Raw genomic sequence first — 21,301 nt, 5'->3', positions numbered from 1 at the left:
ATAATGAAAATATTAGTAAAATAACCAGGCTCGAATGAAATTGAATCATTTTGAAACATAATGTTTTATGTTCATCAATTTTAACAATTAATGGTTTTGACTGTGAGATGTGAGTTTATTATGGGGTTAAATCAGGTTAAATTCGTTTTCTTCATCAGTTTGTGCTTATTTCAGCTACCTGTTTATGCAAATAAAACAGCAGGTTCAGCAAATACAACAACAGCAGCACAAGGAAGTTGGGGAATCGATCAAATTAATTCAGCAGTATGGTCTGTTCCTGGAAATGGTCGTTTTCCAGTTTATGCACGCGCACAAGTCATGTTGAATAATTTACATGCTTCACCAGGTGCAATCGATGGTAAGAGTGGGCAAAACTTTTTAAAAGCAATATCTGCATATCAACAGATGAATGGCTTGCCAGTGACAGGTGAGTTAAATCAGCAGACTTGGCATCATTTATTAATTCGTCAAGAAAAGCCTGCATATCAACATTATTTGATCACTGCAGAAGATTTAAAAGGGCCATACGTTAAGTCTATACCACGTAACTATGCAGAGCAGGCCAAAATGTCTGGTTTACATTATACTCGTGTGAGTGAAATGCTCGGCGAAAAGTTCCATATTGATGAAGAATTTTTAAAAATTTTAAACCCACAAGCACGATTCAATAAAGTGGGTGAGCGGATACTCGTACCAAATGTACGTAATGAATTACCTACAGATATTCGTTTAATCGTGGCACATAAAGGGGCACGCCAACTCTATTTATTTGACTCAAATAATAAGATGATTGGTGCATTTCCTGCGTCAATTGGTGCAACAAATACTCCTTCACCTAAAGGGACACATACAATTGTCAAGGTTGCTCCCAATCCAGTTTATGGTTATTCGCCAAAAAACTTTGTTCAAGGGAGTAACAATAAACCTTTAACCTTGCCACCAGGACCGAATGGGCCTGTGGGTAATATTTGGATTGCACTAAGTAAACCAACCTTTGGTATTCATGGTACACCCAATCCTTCTTTGATCTCTAAGTCGAGCTCACATGGCTGTGTACGTTTGACCAATTGGGACGCAAATGATTTGGGTCGTAAGGTACAAAATGGGGTGGTGGTAAAGTTTATTGATTAAGCCTAAATAGAGATTTTTGACAAAAAATAACCGCTTAAATAAGCGGTTATTTTGTTATTACCATAAATTATGGGCAATAAAACATATTATTTTTTAGTTTCAAGCTGAGGTACAGCAGAACCTTGGCCAAGTGACAATAAACCTGTATTGGTATATAGGCTTAATTTTGCACGTGTATCAGTGATGTCAAGGTTACGCATAGTCAACTGACCAATACGATCCATTGGGCTAAACATTGAATCGCCTTTTTCCATAGTTAAGCGTTCTGCTTCATAGGTCAAGTTTGGAGATTCGGTGTTCATGATGGTGTAGTCATTACCACGACGAAGTTCTAAAGTCACATCACCAGTAATTGCTTTAGCAACCCAACGTTGAGCAGTTTCACGTAGCATGAGTGCTTGTGAATCGAACCAACGACCTTGGTAAAGTAAACGACCTAAACGTAAACCATTAATACGGTATTGTTCAATCGTATCTTCGTTATGAATTCCCGTAACTAAACGCTCGTATGCAATGTGTAGTAGCGCCATACCTGGAGCTTCATAAATACCACGAGATTTAGCTTCGATAATACGGTTTTCAATTTGGTCAGACATACCTAGACCATGGCGACCACCAATACGGTTTGCTTCAAGAATCAGTTCAACTGGATCTTCAATGCGCACACCGTTTAATGCAACTGGCATACCTTCTTCAAAGCTGACAGTTACTAACTCTGGTGCAATAGCAACTTCTTCTTTCCAAAATGCAACGCCCATGATTGGATCAACGATTTTGATCCCAGCATCTAGGTATTCAAGATCTTTTGCTTCATGCGTTGCACCTAACATATTTGAGTCAGTTGAATACGCTTTTTCCTTTGACATTTTATAGTCAAAGCCATTGTCGATTAGAAATTGTGACATTTCAGCACGACCACCTAACTCATCAATAAAGTTTTGATCGAGCCATGGTTTATAAATTTTTAAATTCGGGTTAGTTAATAAACCATAACGATAGAAACGCTCAATATCGTTACCTTTATAAGTAGAACCATCGCCCCAAATATTTACATCATCTTCTTTCATTGCAGTAACAAGCATAGTTCCTGTTACAGCACGACCAAGTGGAGTTGTGTTGAAATATGGAACACCACCAGTACTAATGTGAAATGCACCACACTGGATCGCAGCAATACCTTCAAGCGCAAGTTGTAAGCGGCAATCGATTAATCGCGCTTTAACTGCGCCATATTGCTCCGCTTTTTTTGGAATTGCGTCATAGTCGTCTTCATCTGGCTGGCCAAGGTTTGCAGTATATGCATATGGCTCAGCGCCTTTTTGTTTCATCCACAGCAATGCTGCTGAAGTATCTAGGCCACCAGAAAAGGCAATTCCTACTTTTTTACCTACTGGTACATGCTGCAAGATGGTTGCATTGTCAGTCATTATGATTCCTATCAGAACAGTTTGAGCTGCGCTAATTATGCGCTGCCTAACAAGTTTTAGTCGAGGGGGATTGTAGCACTATTCATCAATCTTGTTTCTCAAAAAAAAGCTTTTCTATGCAAAATATAAAAAGTAATGATTGATCTGTTCAATCATGGTGGAAATAAATGGATTCTTTGCAGTAATTGAGGGGGGAGGTTGTGTAGTCAGGTTTATCTTGACAGCGTATTATAGAGCGACTTGAATTTAGGGATGGGTTATGAAGATTGTTGCTGATGAAAATCTAGCGTTGACCGATTATTTCTTTGCTGACATCGGGGAGATTCACAATGTTGCTGGCCGTCATTTAAAGCACCAAGATGTTCAAGATGCAGAACTTTTATTAGTACGCTCTGTGACTCAGGTCAATGCAGCATTAATTGAAAACACAGCGCTTAAGTTTGTGGGTAGTGCCACGATTGGTACAGACCATCTAGATCAAGCGGCTTTAGCAGAACAGCACATTGTGTGGTCAAATGCAGCAGGGTGTAATGCACAGGCCGTGGCAGAATATGTAGTTACAGCAATTTTTCATTTAGAGCCTATTTTATTTGAAAAAAATAAGCCTTTTTGCCTTGGAATTGTTGGATTGGGCAATGTCGGTAAACGCTTAGCTCATCTTGCTGGAGTGTTGGGATGGCAAGTGATTGCATATGATCCATATGTTGTACATGACACAGTTGAACAAGTTGATTTAGAACAATTATTACAACAAGCAGATGCAGTATCTTTACATGTACCATTAACACGACATGATGAACATGCTACCTATCACCTCATGAATGCTAAAACACTGTCTTTAATGCCAAAGCATAGTATTTTAATTAATGCGGCACGTGGCGCAGTGGTTGAAGAAGCTGCTTTGATTACTGATATTGAGCAAACTGGGCGCCGTGTGGTACTTGATGTGTTTGAACATGAACCTGTAATTTCAAGCAAGTTATTACAGCTACTTCGTTTGGCAACGCCCCATATTGCGGGCTATAGCCTAGAAGGTAAAGCTCGTGGAACGCAGATGATTTATGAGGCATATTGTAAAGCATTTGATTTACCACAATCTAAAGATTTCAAAACTCAGTTAGCCGCAGCCGAACAGTATTTCCAAGATCAAGACATCTATAGTGTGTTAAAACAACAGCTAAATTCAATTTATAACATTGCTCAAGATGATGCGGCACTTCGCGCATGTTTACATGATGGTATTGTAGATCAGGAGGCATTTGATCGTTTACGTAAACAATATCCACTGAGACGCGAATGGGCAGCACATGGGGGGCCTTGTCATGACTAAATTGGTAGACAGTTTTCAACCTAGCTGTAGTCTAGCTGCAATACAGGCACGTGCGCAGCTGTATCGTCAATTACGTGATTTTTTTCAACAACGTAATGTACTTGAAGTAGAAACTCCAATAGTGTCGCAGGCTGCAGTGACAGATGTCCATCTTGCTTCTGTTGCAGTAGACCGCCATATTAATGGCCAGTTAAAACGTCAGTATTTACAAACTTCACCTGAGTTTCCAATGAAGCGTTTATTGGCTAGTGGGAGTGGGCCAATTTATCAAATCTGCAAAGTATTTCGAGATGATGAGCATGGTCGTAAACATAATAGTGAATTTACCATGTTGGAATGGTATCGACCGGGTATAAGTTTACTGGCACTCATGCATGAGGTAAGTGATTTATTAAATGTGGTATTGGCTAAACGCTTTGGTGAACTAAGACCTGTTATTCTCAGTTATAAACATGCCTTTATGCAGCGTTTAGATTTAAACCCATTACAAGCAACACTTGAGGAACTGAAACAAAGTGCTCGACGTGTTGGTTTAGATTTAGATTTAGGGGATGATCGTTTGGCCTATATAGATCTACTCTTTTCTCATATGGTTGAACCTAGCCTTGGTTTTGATACTCCTGTATTTTTAACTGATTTTCCACCAGAAATGGCATCACTGGCTAAAGTTAAACAAGATGAGGATGGGGAGTGGGTTGCAGCAAGATTTGAACTTTATATTGAAGGGTTAGAATTGGCAAATGCTTATGATGAGTTACTTGATGCAGATGTTTTATTGGGGCGTTTCCAACAAGATAATGCTGAGCGATTACAACGTGGTTTAACGGCAATGCCTATTGACTATCATTTATTAGCTGCACTTCCACATATGAGTGAATGTAGCGGTATTGCACTAGGAATAGATCGTTTATTAATGGTCATACAAAACAAAATGCAACTTTCTGATGTTATTAGTTTTCCAGCTCCAATTGCTTAATTGTACTTACCTCCCTGAATCTCAGGGAGGTTCAATAAAGTGTTATTCAGTTAAGGCGGATGCTTTTTTAAACTCAGCAATTGCTTCAATACGTTTGCTAATCAAATATTCACCAATTTCCGACCCTTGCAGCTCTTTAGGAATATCTTGGACTTTGACATCACGTACAGCCTGCATTGCACCAAGTAAATAATCAGCTTGTGGGTAATCACGATCTTCTAGTCCTAAACGTCCTTTGGCATCACATTGGCAGGCCTGAGCAAAAGCTTTTACACGTTCAGGGCGGCGCATAACATCTAAACGTTGTAATAGACGCCAAATGGTTCCGGGTTTAAGTTGCAAGAGCTGGTGGCATTTGAGGTGCTCTTTGCATACAACCTGAGCCAAAAGTCTAATATTGGTCGGAACTTTTAAACGTTGACAAAGCTCTGTGACAGGCACTAAGCCTCTCTCTTCATGCATGATATGTCTAGGAAGTTGATCCTTAGGAGTTAAAGCTTTACCTAAGTCATGAACGAGTACGGCAAAGCGAACATCTAAAGCGTAATTTGCCTGACAAGCTTGTTGTAGTGCCATTAGTGTATGCACACCACAATCTATTTCAGGATGATATTCGGGACGCTGTGGAATACCAAAGAGCACATCAATTTCAGGAAAAAGTACTTTTAGCGCCTGACATTGTCTTAGTGTTTCAAAATAAACCTCAGCATGTGGTTCCATCAGGGCACGAGAAGTTTCTTTCCAAATACGTTCAGGAGTTAGGCAACTTAGCTCACCTGAATTTGCTAATTGTTTCATTAAGGCGATGGTTTCATCTGCGACACGGAAACCATAAGTTGCGTAACGTGCTGCAAAGCGTGCAACACGTAATACACGCAGTGGGTCTTCAGCAAAAGCCGGAGAAACGTGACGTAATATTTTATTATTTATATCTTCTTGGCCATGATAAGGGTCATAAATTTTCCCTTGTTCATCCATGGCGATTGCATTAATGGTGAGATCACGACGAATGAGATCTTGCTCTAGACTGACATCTACATCGGTATGAAATTCAAAGCCATGATAGCCTTTACCTGATTTACGCTCAGTTCGTGCTAATGCATATTCTTCTTTGCTTGATGGATGTAAAAAGACAGGGAAATCCTTACCCACAGGCTGATACCCTTGAGCAAGCAATTGCTCTGGGGTGGCACCAACGACTACATAATCTTTTTCTTGATAGGGATGCCCGAGTAACTGATCTCGAACTGCACCGCCTACTAAATAAACTTGCATGAAAAAACCTCTATACTTCAAGCAATCATGCTACAGAATAGAGGTTTTAACAAGAGAGCAAATGCAAAAGCACTTGCACTCTAGAGGAATTAAGCTTGTGCTTGTTGAATTTCAGCTACAGTTAAAGCGGTCATATTCACAACACGACGAGTTGTTGCAGTCGGGGTTAAGATATGAACAGGTTTAGCCGCTCCTAACAAGATTGGACCAACAGTTACATTGTTGCCCGATGTTGATTTGAGCAAGTTAAATGAAATGTTAGCTGCATCTAAGTTAGGCATAATTAACAAGTTTGCAGAACCCTTGAAGCGTGAGTTCGGGAAAGCAAAATGACGAATATTTTCATCTAATGCTGCATCACCATGCATTTCACCTTCCACTTCAAGCTCAGGCGCAATGCGGCTAAGTATTTCATAAACTTGGCGCATTTTTTGTGCACTTGGGTCAGTTTGATCTGAACCAAAGCTTGAGTGTGAAAGTAAAGCAATACGTGGTGTAATACCAAAGCGTCGTACTTCTTCTGCAGCTAAGATAGTCATTTCAGCCAACTGTTCAGCAGTTGGATTTGTATTGACATAGGTATCTGCAATAAAGAGGTTACGATCTTCAAGCATTAATGCATTTAGTGTAAAGAAGTTATTCATGCCTTCTTTTAGACCAATGATATTTTTAACAAACTCAAGGTGAATATCATAGCTTGAGTAAGTACCGCAAAGCATACCATCGGCTTTACCAAACTTAACTAGCATTGCAGCAATTAAGGTAGAGCGACGACGTGATTCACGTTGAGCATATTCAACTGTCACACCTTTACGTTGCATAATTTGGTGATAGTCATTCCAGAATTCCTCATAAAGAGGATTATTCTCTTGATCAACAATTTCAATATTTTCGCCGTGTTGTAAACGTAGGCCCAATTTTTTGATGTTGGCTTCAATCACAGCTGTACGACCAACTAAGATTGGGAATGCAATTCCTTCATCAACTGCAATTTGTGCACCACGTAGTACACGTTGGTCTTCACCTTCTGCATACACGATACGTTTTGGATCTGTTTTTGCTTGAGCAAAAATAGGTTTCATCATGAAAGCAGAGTTGTAGACAAACTCAGATAGACGTTGACGATACGCTGAGAAATCTTGAATTGGGCGTGTAGCAACACCTGAATCCATTGCTGCTTGAGCTACGGCAGGGGCAATTTCAAGTATTAAACGTTGATCAAGTGGGCGTGGAATTAAATAATCACGACCAAATGATGCAGATTTTTCACCATATGTAGCAGCATCTGCTTCAATGTGTGCCATGCGTGCAATCGCATGAACACAAGCAATTTTCATTTCTTCATTAATTGTAGTTGCACCAACATCGAGTGCGCCACGGAAGATATAAGGGAAACATAAAGCATTGTTTACTTGGTTTGGATAGTCTGAGCGACCAGTTGCCATAATGACGTCAGGACGGACTTCATGCGCATGTTCAGGTAAAATTTCTGGATCTGGGTTGGCCAGAGCAAAAATAATCGGGTCAGTGGCCATTTCTTTAACCATTTCTTTGGTTAAAATGCCTGCCGCAGAAAGACCAAGGAACATATCAGCACCTGCCATCACTTCATGCAATTGTGTTGCAGTGATGTCTTGCATATAGCGTTTCTTAGACTCATCTAGGCCTTCACGTTGTGTCGTGATTAAGCCACGTGAGTCAGCAACGGTAATGTTCTCTTTTTTTGCACCGAGTGCACAGAGTAGGTCTAAACATGAGAGTGCTGCTGCACCTGCACCAGAAGCGATAATTTTAATCTCTTCGATCTTCTTACCATTCAATTGTAGTGCATTAAGTAGCGCAGAGCCGACGATAATCGAGGTTCCATGTTGATCATCATGGAAGACCGGAATATTCATACGTTCACGTAATTTACGCTCGATGTAGAAACATTCAGGTGCTTTGATATCTTCGAGGTTGATCCCACCAAAAGTTGGTTCAAGTGCAGCAACGATATCAACAATTTTGTCAGGATCATTTTCTGCAATCTCGATATCAAAAACATCGACACCAGCAAATTTTTTGAATAAAACACCTTTACCTTCCATCACAGGTTTAGATGCTAGAGGCCCAATATTACCTAATCCTAAAACCGCAGTACCATTACTGACTACAGCAACCAAGTTGCCGCGGGCAGTATAGAGTGCAGCTTTTGCAGGATCTTTTTCAATTTCAAGACACGGTGCTGCGACTCCAGGTGAGTAGGCGAGTGCCAAATCACGTTGGTTAACTAGTTGTTTACTTGGAGTAACACTAATTTTTCCTGGAGTTGGAAACTCATGGTAATACAAAGCTTGCTGTTTTAAAGATTGTTCGTCCATTTGAATCTCGATCGTAAATAATAGCCTAAAAGGCTGAAGGTTTTGGCGTATCTAAACCAAACATAACATGTGTACTGTCATAGTGAAATGACAACTCACATCATCAGGCTTACTGAGACAATGAGTGAGACACCAAAGAATGCTTATACTGACTCAAGTAGGCGGTAGTTTCAAGCGCTGTCAAGGGTTTAGAGAAATAGAATCCTTGTAGAACATCACAATTATGTTGTTGTAAATATTTTAATTGAGCTTGGTTTTCCACACCTTCTGCAATAAGGCTCATTCCCATTGCTTTGCCCATTGCAATGATTGCATTTACGATAGCTTCTTCTTTTTGATCACCAATACGTGAAATAAATGCTCGATCAATTTTGAGCTTGTCAATTGGATATTGACTAAGATAGGCAAGTGATGAATAGCCCATACCAAAATCATCGAGTGAAATTGAAATATCTCGTTCTTTTATTTTTGATAGAAAATCAATAACCTGAGAACTATTCTCCAATAGAGAAGATTCAATTAATTCAAGTTCGAGTTGGTCGCCTTTGATTTGGTACATGGCCATCGCAGTATCTAAATCGAGTAGCAATTGTCCACGTAAGACTTGCTGTGCCACAATATTGACTGATACGCGGATATCACTAAAACCCAGTTCACGCCATATTTGTAGTTGTTTACAGCTTTCAAAAATAACAAACTGACCAATTTCAGTAATGAGGCTGGTTTCTTCTGCGAGTGGAATAAAAATATTGGGTGATATTAATCCATATTGAGGGTGTTGCCAGCGAATAAGAGCTTCAAAACCAACAACTTGTAAGGTAGTGCTGCTGACCTGAGGTTGGTAATATACAACCAGTTGTTTTTTCTTGAGAGCCTGCTGGAGGTCACCTCTGAGAATAATTTTATCACTTAAATGTTCATAGGATTGTTCATTAAATAAGTGGTAGGTATTGCCACCAAGTTGTTTTGCCTTGAGTAAAGCATCTTCTGCCTTACGTAATAACACATCAACTTGTGTACCTTGTTTAGGGTGAATTGCAATACCCATAGAAATTGAAATGAATTTTTCCTGACCATTGATGTGAAAAGGTGCTTGGAAGGCAGTTAAAAGACCTTGTGCTAGATGGTCGACATTGTTATTTGCATCTGAAATTTGTAAAGCAACTACAAAGTCATCATTATTCAGATATGCAGTTAATAAAGCATTATTACAATACTGGCTTAGTCGTTCAGCAAATTTTCGCAGTAGTTCATCACCCGCAGGATTGAAATATAAGTCATTGAAAAGTCTAAAGCGATCAATATTAAGACGAAATAGCGCAAATGAACATGGTGGCTCTTGAGTAATAAGTTTATTAAGGCGGTAGTGAAAGTAAAAACGGTTCGGAAGATCAGTCAATAAATCATATTGTTTCAGATAAGAGACACGTTGTTCTTGTTGTTTTCGTTCAGTTAAGTCAACTGCGTTACCTACATATGTTGCAGCAGGATCTTCTGTGTTGTTGAGCCGATTAATTCGAATACCGATACTTTGTTTATTGCCTGACATATATTGTTCTTGTAATTCAGTACGATATTCACCAAAGAGGGAAACTTGTTGCAATATTTCTTCATGTTTTTTTTGCAATAAATCTTTTTGGCTAAATCGTGAGGAAAAGAAAGGTTGGCCTATAAGCTGGTTACGCTTGAGTCCAGTAAGTTTTTGAAAATAATTATTAACACTAATATAACGGAGGTCTTTATCTAAAACAAATAGACCTTCTGTTATTTGATTAAAAAGGTTAGCTGCAAGGCGAAGTTGTTGATGAACATCTTTTTCTTCATTGATATCTTTAAAAATACCAATCATTTGTAAGGGTTTCTGACTGACTGGATCGCGAGCAGTAATTTTTCCTACATCATGAATCCAAAACCACTGATCATCTTTTTTTACACGATACTGTAATTCAAATAATTCAGATTGGCCGCGTAAGTATTGCCGCATTTTTTGCCGATAAAGCGCTAGATCTCTTGGATGAATAATAAACCGTGTTTGTCCATTATCATATTTAAGATTTAGATCAAATTGTTCATTGCTTACTGTGAATTGTCTAGCGCTGATGTCCCAAAACCACGTGTTTACTCCAGCATTTTCTTGAGTAAAGCAGAGATCGGTTTGATAACGCATTAAGTGCTGGTTCATGCTTTCAATTTCAGTACGATGTTGTTGAACAACTTGTCGGAGTTGTTTAATTTTTAATGCTTGTTGATTTTTCTCATGTAGCAGATCATGATTTAAACAGCGCCAACGCATGCGTAGATGTGAATAAAACACAATCATAACAGCAAGCAGAAGCGTTACAAGCCATATGCCAATGAGACTGTTGAGGTGTGAGGAAATATGCTGTAAAAATAATATGTGCAGTGATAAAAATGTAATAATTGATGGAATAAAAATGAGTAAGAAATAGAGTGGCCGTTGATTAAAAGTGATTAAGGCTGAGACATAAATAATACTCAATGGCAACATTAACCAAAGAAAGACATCCATATATCCAATAGCATCTTGGGCGAGAAAATCCATGACTACGGCATAATTTATAAGTCCTAAGCCCAACCCTAAAATAAAGCTGATCACTCGACTATGACAATCTAAGGGTTTTATAGAGCGTGAAACGAGGAAACGACGATTAACATAAAGCGCAATCATCAAAGCAGTTTCAATAAAAAGCAGTAATAGTGTGACGGAATTAGATAGTTGAGTTGGTTCAAAGGGATAGATGAGGAGGTAGATCATAATAATCACAGCTAGGCCCGCAATAAAAAATTGCATTTTTGGGGCCGCACCAAGGATCAGATTACGATCCATATGATGCGAAAGTCGCTGTTTATGCATATCCATCATCTTAATGTGATCCATCGCACGTATTGTTTAAAATAAACTTGGTTTTTGCGAAATCAAACTACTGTTTATTATAGCGAAAAGCAATGTTTTTTTTGATGTAATTCACAAAAAAATTAAATATAGTTTTGTAGTTTATAGATAATTATAGAGAGTGCGACGATTGGGGCAGTCTCTGTGCGTAATACTCGATCACCTATACACCAATTTTTAAAACCGTGAAATTGTGCCAAGTCTATTTCTGTATGACTAAGTCCACCTTCTGGGCCAATGAGTAAAGCAATATCTTGGGACATGTCAGCCAAAACATCTGTTTTTTCAGTGTCTGGTGCCATAACGAGTTTTGTTGTTGGTAAATCTGTCGCTAGCCATTGTTCTAGACTTAGTGGAGCAAGTATTTCTGGAATAATGTTCATTCCACACTGCTCACAAGCTGCAATTGCTATTGCCTGCCAGTGATCAATTTTCTTTTGATCACGTTCATACTTTAAACGCATTTCACAGCGTTCCGAAGTGAGGAGTTGAATTTTACGAACGCCGAGTTCTGTTGCTTTTTGGACCATGAAATCCATGCGGTCACCTTTACTCATGACTTGACCAATCACCACGGCCGCATTAGGTGTTCGATTATCAGGGTTGAATTGGTCAACACTTACAACAGCATCTTTTTTGTTAATTTCAATTAATGTGACTTGGTATTCACCACCTTGTCCATTAAATAAGGTGGCAACTGCACCAAGCTGCGCACGGAGCACTTTAACCCAGTGATGAAAGACTTGATCTGTCAGTTGCAGGTTTACACCAAGTTCAAGTGTTGCATCAATAAAAAAACGGGACATATCAGTTACTCTGTGCGAAACAATTAAACGAGATTAAGGTCGTGAACCAATTGGCGAGTTGGGTCTGTTTGGTTCATTGTATAGAAATGTAGCGCAGGTGCACCACCAGCCAATAGACGTTCACACAACTTCACAACAACTTCATGACCAAAAGCTTTGATGCTCTGTTGATCATCGCCATAAGCTTGCAGTTGTTTACGTATCCAACGTGGAATTTCAGCACCTGTACCATCTGCGAACCGTATTAAATTACTGGCATTGGTGATCGGCATAATCCCCGGTGCAACAGGAATGTTGACACCTGCCTTGTGTAAACGATCAATAAAGTAGAAATATGCGTCTGGATTAAAGAAAAATTGAGTGATGGCGGCATTGGCCCCAGCATTTACTTTATTGACAAAATTTTTAATATCTACATCTAAGTCAGCAGCTTGTGGGTGCATTTCAGGATACGCTGCAACTTCAATTTGGAAATGATCTCCAGAGTGTTCGCGAATAAAGCGAACCAAATCTTGTGCATACGGTAATTCACCTAAACCAACTTGACCAGAAGGAAGATCACCACGTAAAGCAACAATACGATCAATACCCTTTGTTTTGTAGAGGTCAAGTAGCTCAGCAATACGTTGTTTATCATCACCTATACAAGATAAGTGTGGTGCAACGGGAGTACCTTTTTGATAGAAGTCATTAATCGCTGCTAGTGTGCGTTCACGTGTTGAGCCGCCAGCACCATAAGTGATAGAAAAAAATTCTGGATTCAGTGTTTGTAATTCTTGGTGGACAGTACGAAGCTTTTCAGCACCAGCATCAGTTTTTGTAGGGAAAAATTCAAATGAAATAGGAACATGTTTACTCATGTGGCCATCCTTATTTTTGTTGAGCCGAAGCTTGCACAGAGAGGGCATCTCTTCAAAGATGACCTCTCAAAGCAAAAGCTAAACTTAGTATTTATAAGTTTCAGATTTAAATGGACCTTCAACAGCTACACCAAGGTAGTCTGCTTGTACTTGAGTCAGTTGAGTCAGTACGCCACCAAAGCCTGCAACCATTGCAGCTGCAACTTCTTCATCTAATTTTTTCGGTAAGATTTCTACACGAATACGTGCAGCTTTTTCTTCACTAGGAAGATCTGCAAATTTCTCAGCAAATAAGTGCATTTGACCCAAAACTTGGTTGGCAAAAGAGCCATCCATAACACGTGATGGGTGACCAGTAGCATTACCAAGGTTCACTAGGCGACCTTCTGATAGTAATACTAAGTAGTCTTGCTCATTTTCACTACGGTACACTTGGTGTACTTGAGGTTTTACTTCAACCCATTTGTAACCACGTAAGTAGTTTGTATCAATCTCAGTATCAAAGTGACCAATATTACAAACTACAGCACCAGCTTTAAGAGAATCAAGCATTGCAGCATCACAAACGTGATAGTTACCAGTTGTTGTTACGATTAAATCAGTGTTTTGTAGTAAGTCTTGATTAATATCTGCTTTATTACCTGTTTGTACGCCATTTTTATATGGAGAAACAACTTCATAACCATCCATACATGCTTGCATTGCACAAATTGGGTCAACTTCGGTAACACGAACAATCATACCTTCTTGACGTAATGATTGAGCAGAACCTTTACCTACATCGCCATAACCAATAACAAGGGCACGACGACCTGAAAGTAACATATCAGTTGCACGTTTGATCGCATCATTCAATGAGTGACGGCAACCATACTTATTATCATTCTTAGATTTGGTTACTGCATCATTTACATTGATTGCTGGTACTTTAAGTGAGCCATCTTTCCACATTTCAAGTAGACGCTGTACACCAGTCGTTGTTTCTTCTGTTACACCATGAATATGGTTTAAAAGATCGCTATATTTTTCATGAACGAGTGCAGTTAAGTCACCACCATCGTCTAAAATCATGTTGGCATCCCAAGGTGTACCGCCTACATTGATTTGTTGTTCTAAACACCACATATATTCTTCTTCTGTTTCGCCTTTCCAAGCAAATACAGGAATACCACGTGCAGCGATTGCCGCAGCTGCATGATCTTGAGTAGAGAAGATATTGCATGAAGTCCAACGAACCTCTGCACCAAGCTCAACCAAAGTTTCAATTAGTACCGCAGTTTGAATGGTCATATGAATACAACCTAAAATCTTGGCACCAGCAAGTGGTTTAGCTGCTGAGTAGCGACGGCGAAGACCCATCAATGCTGGCATTTCAGCTTCAGCAAGTTTGATTTCTTTACGGCCAAAATCAGCAAGTGAGATATCAGCAACTTTATAATCTGTAAATGTAGCGTTTCCCGCGTTCATCAGGATCTCCTAATTTCTATCTGGTATTGATCATTCTGTTCGCGGATGCCGTTGTTGACTGTAGATGAACACTACTGTCGATCGTCGAGCCTGGCAATGAAATTAGAATTATCACTGTACTTCGTCAGTAAAAATTGATGTCATGTCGCAGCATCCCTCGACTAGCGCACTATTCTACTTGGAAATTCGTTGACATCCAATGCTATTTGCTTTGTGCTTAGGGATATTTCTGCTATAAAGATCAAAATTACTGCTTAAGGCAACGCATTGTCGAATCAGTTAAGGTATGCAGAGCAATAAAACGGTAAAAGGAAGAAATGTGACAACAACATTTGATTTGCCATATCAGGTACAAGAGAAAGATATTGATGTATTAGGACATGTAAACAATGTGGTTTATGTGCAATGGATGCAAGATATTGCAACAGCACATGTAGATAGCTTGGGTTTGGGTTTAAAACAATACCTAGAACTTAAACATGCTATGGTCGCTGTTGAACATCAAGTTCAGTACCGTAAAGCTGCTTTGTTAGGGGAGCATTTGATCTTACGGACATGGTTAAGTGATCTTAATGCACTCTATTCAACACGCCAATATGTGTTTTTTAGACCATCTGATCAAAGTATTATTTTTACAGGACAAACCAAATGGGCTTGTGTGGAGATTGCTACAGGGCGGCCTAAACGTTTGTCTCCAAGTTTTACCCAAGCATATCAACCCTTAAATGATACAGCGGATGCGCTAAATTTTACTGCCTATCAAGGTGACTAAATCTTTTAAAATGCTTTTGTTTGTTTTGGGTTCATGTTTGTGTTCTTCTTTATAACATACAAAATGTTATGTCTTATATATAAAGATAATTAACGATGTGCTTCAAAAGACTGTGATGCCTTAGATAAAGCAAAGAGATAAGATCGATTTTGTTTTTATGAAACTTAGTCAATATATTTAGGCTGTTTATTGGGAAAGTGATGACATTTATCATGCATTGGGTTTGACGGGTTTTATGGAGCAAAATGCTAATTTTTATAGAATCGTACTATTTTTAAAAGCTCTATGTATTTTTAAGCATTGACTGCTTATACTGTGCAACATCTTCGAACATTCATCTTTCATATCATTTGTACTGTATATCGAGTACATGATTGAGTACTTATTTTTAGAGTGGTATATGGCAGTAGCTAAAAAATCCGTTAATATCAATAATATACGAAATTTTTCGATTATTGCTCATATCGATCATGGTAAGTCGACTCTCGCTGACCGCTTTATTCAAACTTGTGGTGGTTTGCAGGCGCGTGAAATGCAGGCGCAAGTATTAGACTCCATGGAGCTTGAACGTGAACGTGGTATTACCATCAAAGCGACCTCGGTAACGTTGTATTATACCCATCCCAATGGTGAAGAATATCAATTAAACTTTATTGACACGCCTGGGCATGTGGACTTTTCGTATGAAGTGTCTCGCTCATTAGCTGCCTGTGAAGGTGCTTTATTGGTTGTCGATGCCGCTCAAGGTGTGGAAGCTCAGTCAGTTGCGAACTGCTATACCGCGATTGAGCAGGGTTTAGAAGTTCTACCTGTTCTAAATAAAATTGATTTGCCTCAAGCTGAACCTGAACGTGTGATTCATGAGATTGAGGAAATTATTGGGATTGAAGCCACAAGCGCGCCGACTTGTTCAGCAAAAACAGGTTTGGGTATTGAAGCGGTTTTAGAAACACTCGTAGATGTTATTCCAGCACCCGAAGGTGATCGTGAAGCACCGCTACAGGCTTTGATTGTTGACTCTTGGTTTGATAACTACTTAGGCGTGGTGTCTTTAGTTCGTATTAAACAGGGTCGTGTCCGTAAGGGCGACAAAATGTTAGTTAAATCAACTGGCCAAACACACATTATTACTTCTGTAGGTATTTTTAATCCAAAACATACTGAAACAGGGATGCTTGAAGCTGGTGAAGTTGGTTTTGTTATTGCGGGTATTAAAGATATTTTTGGTGCGCCTGTAGGGGATACCATTACTTTATCTACTACGCCAGATGTTGCAACATTACCTGGTTTTAAAAAGGTAAAACCTCAGGTTTATGCAGGTTTGTTCCCAATTGATGCTAGCGATTTTGAACCTTTCCGTGAAGCATTACATAAATTACAAATTAATGATTCGGCATTATTTTTTGAGCCTGAAAGTTCAGATGCGCTTGGTTTTGGTTTCCGTTGTGGCTTTTTGGGTATGCTACATATGGAGATTGTACAAGAGCGTTTGGAGCGTGAGTATGATCTAGATCTGATTACCTCAGCACCAACAGTAATTTATGAAGCAGTGATGAAGTCGGGGCAGACTATTTATATCGATAGTCCTTCAAAAATGCCTGATGGTTCAACTGTTGAAGATTTACGTGAACCAATCGCGGAATGTCATATCTTGGTTCCACAAGAGTATTTGGGTAATGTGATGACGCTGTGTGTTGAGCGTCGTGGTATTCAAAAAGATATGAAATTCTTGGGTAATCAAGTATCTATTACTTTCGAAATACCAATGGCTGAAGTGGTGATGGACTTCTTTGATCGCTTAAAGTCATGTTCTCGAGGTTTTGCGTCACTGGATTATAATTTTGTTCGTTTTGAAAGTTCATCTTTGGTTAAAGTTGATGTCTTGATTAACGGCGATAAAGTTGATGCATTGGCAATGATTTGTCACCGTAACGATGCGCGTCATCGTGGTATTGCCTTAGTTGAAAAAATGAAAGATTTGATTCCTCGTCAAATGTTTGATGTCGCGATTCAAGCTGCGATTGGTGCTCAAATTATTGCACGTTCAACAGTAAAGGCTATGCGTAAAAACGTGTTAGCAAAATGTTATGGTGGTGACGTATCGCGTAAGAAAAAATTGTTATCCAAACAAAAAGAAGGTAAAAAACGTATGAAACAAGTGGGAAGTGTTGAAATTCCACAAGAAGCGTTTTTAGCCGTTTTACAAGTCGATAAAAAATAAGAGAGTATAGTCCATGGATTTTGATTTTAATTTGATTCTCGTTCCAGTCACATTGGTGTTTTTTGCCGTGTGGTTGTTGGATAAATTGGTACTGAAACAACGTAAGACCAAAGGAAGAAACAATGAAAATTTCTTAGTCACATGGGCATATGATTTCTGGCCAGTATTGGCTGTGGTATTAGTATTGCGTTCATTTTTATTTGAACCATTCAATATTCCATCAGACTCTATGGTGCCAACTTTAGAGACCGGTGACTTTATTTTGGTGAACAAATATCAGTATGGTGTGCGTTTACCACTGACCAATACCAAAATTTTCAATGTCGGTTCACCACAACGTGGAGAGGTTTTTGTCTTCCGTTATCCTGTTGATCCAAAAGTAAGTTTTATTAAACGCGTTGTTGGATTACCGGGTGATCATATTGTTTATGATCAGGGTAAACTTTTCATTAATGGTGTTCAGGTTCAAGAGAAAGTTGTTGATTTTAGTCGTGATAAAGACCGTTTTGAACGTGCGAATGTAAGTTATACACGTGAACAGTTAGGGCAGCATTCTCATTTGGCACGTCATCTAGATGCTGGTGATCCAGTGCTTGATGGATACAATTCTGCACCAACCAAGGATAAAGCTCCATTCGTAACACAACAGAATGATCATTTTGTGAAAACAAATGGTCGTAGTTGGGAAGTTACCGTTCCGCAAGGGCAATACTTTGCCATGGGGGATAACCGTGATCAGAGTTTAGATAGTCGTTTTTGGGGATTTGTACCAGAAGAAAATCTAATTGGTCATGCAGTTTATGTTTGGATGCATAAAGAACCTGGTTTTAATCTACCTCAATTTAGCCGTAATGGTGCAATTGAATAATCTCAACTGGATTTATTTCAATTGGGAAATGTGATTTTGGTTTGATGTTTAGATACAACCAAAATTGAAATGACCATCCTGCTTATAAATGGCTTCGGTTGTTTATAGTGAACAGGATGGTTTTAATTTTTTATAAATGCTTGTAGTTGATGATCAGCTGCAATCCATTCATTTAGTCATAGATTTGAGAAGAGTTTTGAGCAAAGCACAGTTGAAATTAAGTGATCCGCGTCTAGTTAGCCGAATCGGGTATCAATTTAAACAACCTGAGCTTCTGCAACTTGCGTTGACCCATCGCTCTGTTAGTCACAGATATAATTATGAACGTCTAGAATTTCTAGGGGATTCTTTGTTGGGCATGATTATTGCCAATTATTTATATCAAACCTACCCCAATGAAAATGAGGGGCGACTGACAAGAATGCGCGCAACTTTAGTGCGTCAAGAGGCTTTGGGTAAAATCGCAAATGATTTAAAACTTAGTCAAAGTTTAATCTTAAGTACGGGTGAATTAAAGTCTGGTGGTCACCACCGTGAGTCGATTTTAGCTGATACAGTAGAAGCGATTATTGGTGCTATTTATATCGATTGCAGTGATTTAAAGACACTGCAAAACATTGTATTGCATTGGTACGTGCCTTATCTGGAAAATATTGAGCCTACAGATCAACTTAAAGATCCGAAGTCTCGTTTGCAAGAATATTTGCAAGCACGTAAAAAAGCTTTGCCTATATATGATGTAATTGATATTCAAGGTGATGCGCCGAACCAGCATTTCAAAGTAGAATGTACAGTAAGCGGTTTGCCAACCTTACAAGGTGAAGGTTCAAGTCGTCGATTTGCAGAACAAGCCGTAGCGGCAGAAATTTTAAAGTTATTGGAGCAATAATCGTCATGTCCACAGAAAATGATCAAAAGCAAACTGATCTTGATCCAGCTGCTGAAGATTCAAATCTGATCGATCAGTTCTTTAGTGCCCAAGAAAATGTCATTCCTGCTGATTATAAAAGTGGTTTTGTTGCAATTGTTGGGCGTCCTAACGTTGGTAAATCGACACTTATGAATCACTTGTTGGGTCAAAAGTTGTCAATTACTTCACGAAAGCCTCAAACAACTCGACATAAAATCGTAGGTATTGACAGCCGTGAAAAATCGCAAGCGGTATTTGTAGATACTCCTGGAATGCATAAGAAAGAAGTACGTGCAATCAATAAAATGATGAATCGTGCTGCTCATTCAGCATTACGTGATGTAAACCTCGTTCTTTTTGTTATTGATGGCCATAAATGGACACAAAATGACGAACTGGTTTTGGAAAAATTACAAAATGCACAGATGCCTGTGGTTTTAGTCATTAATAAGATTGATACGCTTGAAGATAAAAAAGAATTATTGCCATTAATTCAAGAGCGTACTAAGTTAATGAATTTTGCTGAGATTGTACCTGTATCGGCATTGCGTAATTCGAACTTAGAGCATTTACGTGAGGCAATTGAAAAGTATTTACCGTTCCAGCCACCACTTTATTCTTTGGATCAATTAACTGATCGTTCCGAACGTTTCTTAGCAAGCGAAATTATTCGTGAAAAAATCATGCGTCAATTGGGTGAAGAGTTACCTTATGACTTAACGGTGCAAATTGAGTCTTATAAGATTGAAGAACCTGTTGTAAATGAAAAAACAGGTCGTTTAAAACCAGCATGTACTTATATCGATGCCACCATTTTTGTTGAGCGATCTGGTCAGAAAGCGATTGTAATTGGTGAAAAAGGCGCTAAATTGAAACGTATCGGCATGGATGCTCGTGTTGATATGGAAAAAATGTTTGAGCAAAAAGTGATGCTTACCTTGTGGGTGAAAGTGAAAGGTGGCTGGTCTGATGATGAACGTGCACTAAAAAGCTTAGGTTATAGTGATATTTAAGTAATTGAAAAGAGGTCTGTAGTTAACGCCATGAAGATTAAAGTTTTTACATTGCTCGTCGTTGTGGGGTTGCTACAGGGCTGTATTCATAAAGTTGTTACTGTCCCTGTAAAAGTGGCATATAAAACAACCAAAGGTGTTGTAAAAGGAACAGTTGCGGTTGTGGAGGCTGTTATTCCAGATGGTGACGATGAAGAAGATGAAAAGGCTAAGAAAAAATCAAAATAACTTGATTTAGGCAGTGTAGTACTGATGCGTAATGAGGTTCTGCATGGCTATTTGATCCATCATCGTAAATATCGTGATCGTAGTCATATTATTCATTTGTTTACTCAAGAATATGGGCGTGTAGACGGTATTTTAAGACAAGTACCAGCACCCCAATATCAACCGTTATGTTTGCAAGCATCAGGAAAATCTGCTCTTAAAAATTTTTCTAAATTAGAAATTGTCAGCCAGCCTGTCTTTTTTTATGGTGATGCTTTCTTTGCAGGATTTTATCTCAATGAAATTTTGTTGCGTCTATGTCCAGTCGAAGAATCAATGCCACAAACATTTCAACAATACCATATCACTCTATCTGCGTTACAGCAGTTAGGCCAACAGGCTGAAACAAATACTTATCTAAAACAAATTTTGCGTCAATTTGAATATGTACTGTTAGAAGAGTTAGGCTATGCATTAAGTTTTGATGTTGATGCCCAACAACAGCCGATTCAAGCGCAACAATGCTATGAATTGATGCTTAATGATGGTTTTGTTGCAGTATCACATCGTTCAAATGCAAGTGTGACGGGTGAACAGATTTTAACGATGATCGATTATGAGGTGGGCCAAGAATTTAATCAGGCGCAATTACAACTGTTGACTAAGTTGTATCGCCAGTTAATAGCGGCTTTACTTGGAGACCGACCGTTAAAGAGTCGTCAATTGTGGATTCAAAATATTCAATCTAAAAGTCAGTAGGGGAA

General features: G+C 38.9%; 17 protein-coding genes. 10 read left to right on the top strand and 7 right to left on the bottom strand.

Annotated elements, in window-relative coordinates; translation table 11 throughout:
- Window positions 1-120 precede the first annotated feature (120 nt).
- Window positions 121-1,131, top strand: a complete 1,011-nt coding sequence (locus tag RFH42_RS03595; RefSeq protein ID WP_308974181.1) for a L,D-transpeptidase family protein — start codon at window positions 121-123, stop codon at window positions 1,129-1,131.
- A gap of 86 nt (window positions 1,132-1,217) precedes the next feature.
- Here the strand turns inward: RFH42_RS03595 and argG are convergent, their stop codons facing one another.
- Complete coding sequence (argG, locus tag RFH42_RS03590) at window positions 1,218-2,573, bottom strand: argininosuccinate synthase (protein WP_308974271.1); 1,356 nt, start codon at window positions 2,571-2,573, stop codon at window positions 1,218-1,220.
- 244 nt (window positions 2,574-2,817) lie between these two features.
- Between argG and RFH42_RS03585 the strand changes: the two genes are divergently transcribed.
- Together RFH42_RS03585 and epmA are read left to right on the top strand one after the other, a co-directional pair.
- A complete protein-coding gene (locus tag RFH42_RS03585) occupies window positions 2,818-3,888 on the top strand; it encodes a 4-phosphoerythronate dehydrogenase (RefSeq protein ID WP_308974180.1) in 1,071 nt (356 codons plus the stop codon).
- Window positions 3,881-4,864: an EF-P lysine aminoacylase EpmA gene (epmA, locus tag RFH42_RS03580; RefSeq protein WP_374990803.1), complete on the top strand. Its 984-nt coding sequence runs from the start codon at window positions 3,881-3,883 to the stop codon at window positions 4,862-4,864. Before RFH42_RS03585 ends, epmA begins: the two co-directional genes overlap by 8 nt.
- Before the next feature lie 42 nt (window positions 4,865-4,906).
- Here the strand turns inward: epmA and RFH42_RS03575 are convergent, their stop codons facing one another.
- The 6 genes from RFH42_RS03575 to ahcY form a co-directional block, all read right to left on the bottom strand.
- On the bottom strand, window positions 4,907-6,139 hold the full coding sequence (locus RFH42_RS03575) for a multifunctional CCA addition/repair protein (protein WP_308974179.1): 1,233 nt from the start codon (window positions 6,137-6,139) through the stop codon (window positions 4,907-4,909).
- A gap of 89 nt (window positions 6,140-6,228) precedes the next feature.
- On the bottom strand, window positions 6,229-8,499 hold the full coding sequence (locus tag RFH42_RS03570; protein ID WP_308974178.1) for an NADP-dependent malic enzyme: 2,271 nt from the start codon (window positions 8,497-8,499) through the stop codon (window positions 6,229-6,231).
- A 109-nt stretch (window positions 8,500-8,608) separates the two neighbouring features.
- Complete coding sequence (locus RFH42_RS03565; RefSeq protein WP_308974177.1) at window positions 8,609-11,383, bottom strand: putative bifunctional diguanylate cyclase/phosphodiesterase; 2,775 nt, start codon at window positions 11,381-11,383, stop codon at window positions 8,609-8,611.
- Window positions 11,384-11,496: 113 nt separating this feature from the next.
- On the bottom strand, window positions 11,497-12,219 hold the full coding sequence (locus RFH42_RS03560) for a 16S rRNA (uracil(1498)-N(3))-methyltransferase (protein ID WP_308974176.1): 723 nt from the start codon (window positions 12,217-12,219) through the stop codon (window positions 11,497-11,499).
- Between the two features lie 23 nt (window positions 12,220-12,242).
- A complete protein-coding gene (gene metF / locus RFH42_RS03555; RefSeq protein ID WP_308974175.1) occupies window positions 12,243-13,079 on the bottom strand; it encodes a methylenetetrahydrofolate reductase [NAD(P)H] in 837 nt (278 codons plus the stop codon).
- Between the two features lie 84 nt (window positions 13,080-13,163).
- Entirely contained in the window at window positions 13,164-14,546 is a 1,383-nt protein-coding gene (gene ahcY / locus RFH42_RS03550) for an adenosylhomocysteinase (protein ID WP_308974174.1), read from the bottom strand.
- 319 nt (window positions 14,547-14,865) lie between these two features.
- Between ahcY and RFH42_RS03545 the strand changes: the two genes are divergently transcribed.
- From RFH42_RS03545 to recO, 7 genes are all read left to right on the top strand, one after another.
- Window positions 14,866-15,318: an acyl-CoA thioesterase gene (locus RFH42_RS03545; RefSeq protein WP_374990759.1), complete on the top strand. Its 453-nt coding sequence runs from the start codon at window positions 14,866-14,868 to the stop codon at window positions 15,316-15,318.
- A gap of 400 nt (window positions 15,319-15,718) precedes the next feature.
- Window positions 15,719-17,539: a translation elongation factor 4 gene (gene lepA / locus RFH42_RS03540; protein WP_308974172.1), complete on the top strand. Its 1,821-nt coding sequence runs from the start codon at window positions 15,719-15,721 to the stop codon at window positions 17,537-17,539.
- 13 nt (window positions 17,540-17,552) lie between these two features.
- A complete protein-coding gene (gene lepB / locus RFH42_RS03535) occupies window positions 17,553-18,407 on the top strand; it encodes a signal peptidase I (protein ID WP_308974171.1) in 855 nt (284 codons plus the stop codon).
- Between the two features lie 196 nt (window positions 18,408-18,603).
- The gene (gene rnc, locus RFH42_RS03530; RefSeq protein ID WP_308974169.1) at window positions 18,604-19,296 is read left to right on the top strand and encodes a ribonuclease III; all 693 of its coding nucleotides are present in this window, start codon (window positions 18,604-18,606) and stop codon (window positions 19,294-19,296) included.
- Window positions 19,297-19,301: 5 nt separating this feature from the next.
- Window positions 19,302-20,330, top strand: a complete 1,029-nt coding sequence (era, locus tag RFH42_RS03525) for a GTPase Era (protein WP_308974168.1) — start codon at window positions 19,302-19,304, stop codon at window positions 20,328-20,330.
- Between the two features lie 30 nt (window positions 20,331-20,360).
- Window positions 20,361-20,558, top strand: a complete 198-nt coding sequence (locus RFH42_RS03520) for an NF038104 family lipoprotein (RefSeq protein WP_308974167.1) — start codon at window positions 20,361-20,363, stop codon at window positions 20,556-20,558.
- 24 nt (window positions 20,559-20,582) lie between these two features.
- Entirely contained in the window at window positions 20,583-21,296 is a 714-nt protein-coding gene (gene recO / locus RFH42_RS03515; RefSeq protein ID WP_308974166.1) for a DNA repair protein RecO, read from the top strand.
- Window positions 21,297-21,301: the final 5 nt, after the last annotated feature.

Origin of the sequence: Acinetobacter rudis, from assembly GCF_031157835.1 — a bacterium.
GTDB lineage: Bacteria > Pseudomonadota > Gammaproteobacteria > Pseudomonadales > Moraxellaceae > Acinetobacter > Acinetobacter rudis_A.
The sequence above is the reverse complement of the archived record's forward strand: the minus strand, read 5'-3'. Positions and strand labels throughout refer to the sequence as shown.

Bases quoted from the DNA above. Each gene is read 5' to 3' on its own strand.
- recO (WP_308974166.1), top strand. From the start codon at position 20,583: ATGCGTAATGAGGTTCTGCATGGCTATTTGATCCATCATCGTAAATAT.
- RFH42_RS03560 (WP_308974176.1), bottom strand. From the start codon at position 12,219: ATGTCCCGTTTTTTTATTGATGCAACACTTGAACTTGGTGTAAACCTG.
- era (WP_308974168.1), top strand. From the start codon at position 19,302: ATGTCCACAGAAAATGATCAAAAGCAAACTGATCTTGATCCAGCTGCT.
- epmA (WP_374990803.1), top strand. From the start codon at position 3,881: ATGACTAAATTGGTAGACAGTTTTCAACCTAGCTGTAGTCTAGCTGCA.
- lepA (WP_308974172.1), top strand. From the start codon at position 15,719: ATGGCAGTAGCTAAAAAATCCGTTAATATCAATAATATACGAAATTTT.
- RFH42_RS03565 (WP_308974177.1), bottom strand. From the start codon at position 11,383: ATGATGGATATGCATAAACAGCGACTTTCGCATCATATGGATCGTAAT.
- metF (WP_308974175.1), bottom strand. From the start codon at position 13,079: ATGAGTAAACATGTTCCTATTTCATTTGAATTTTTCCCTACAAAAACT.
- RFH42_RS03585 (WP_308974180.1), top strand. From the start codon at position 2,818: ATGAAGATTGTTGCTGATGAAAATCTAGCGTTGACCGATTATTTCTTT.
- lepB (WP_308974171.1), top strand. From the start codon at position 17,553: ATGGATTTTGATTTTAATTTGATTCTCGTTCCAGTCACATTGGTGTTT.
- RFH42_RS03520 (WP_308974167.1), top strand. From the start codon at position 20,361: ATGAAGATTAAAGTTTTTACATTGCTCGTCGTTGTGGGGTTGCTACAG.
- RFH42_RS03575 (WP_308974179.1), bottom strand. From the start codon at position 6,139: ATGCAAGTTTATTTAGTAGGCGGTGCAGTTCGAGATCAGTTACTCGGG.
- ahcY (WP_308974174.1), bottom strand. From the start codon at position 14,546: ATGAACGCGGGAAACGCTACATTTACAGATTATAAAGTTGCTGATATC.
- RFH42_RS03595 (WP_308974181.1), top strand. From the start codon at position 121: ATGGGGTTAAATCAGGTTAAATTCGTTTTCTTCATCAGTTTGTGCTTA.
- RFH42_RS03570 (WP_308974178.1), bottom strand. From the start codon at position 8,499: ATGGACGAACAATCTTTAAAACAGCAAGCTTTGTATTACCATGAGTTT.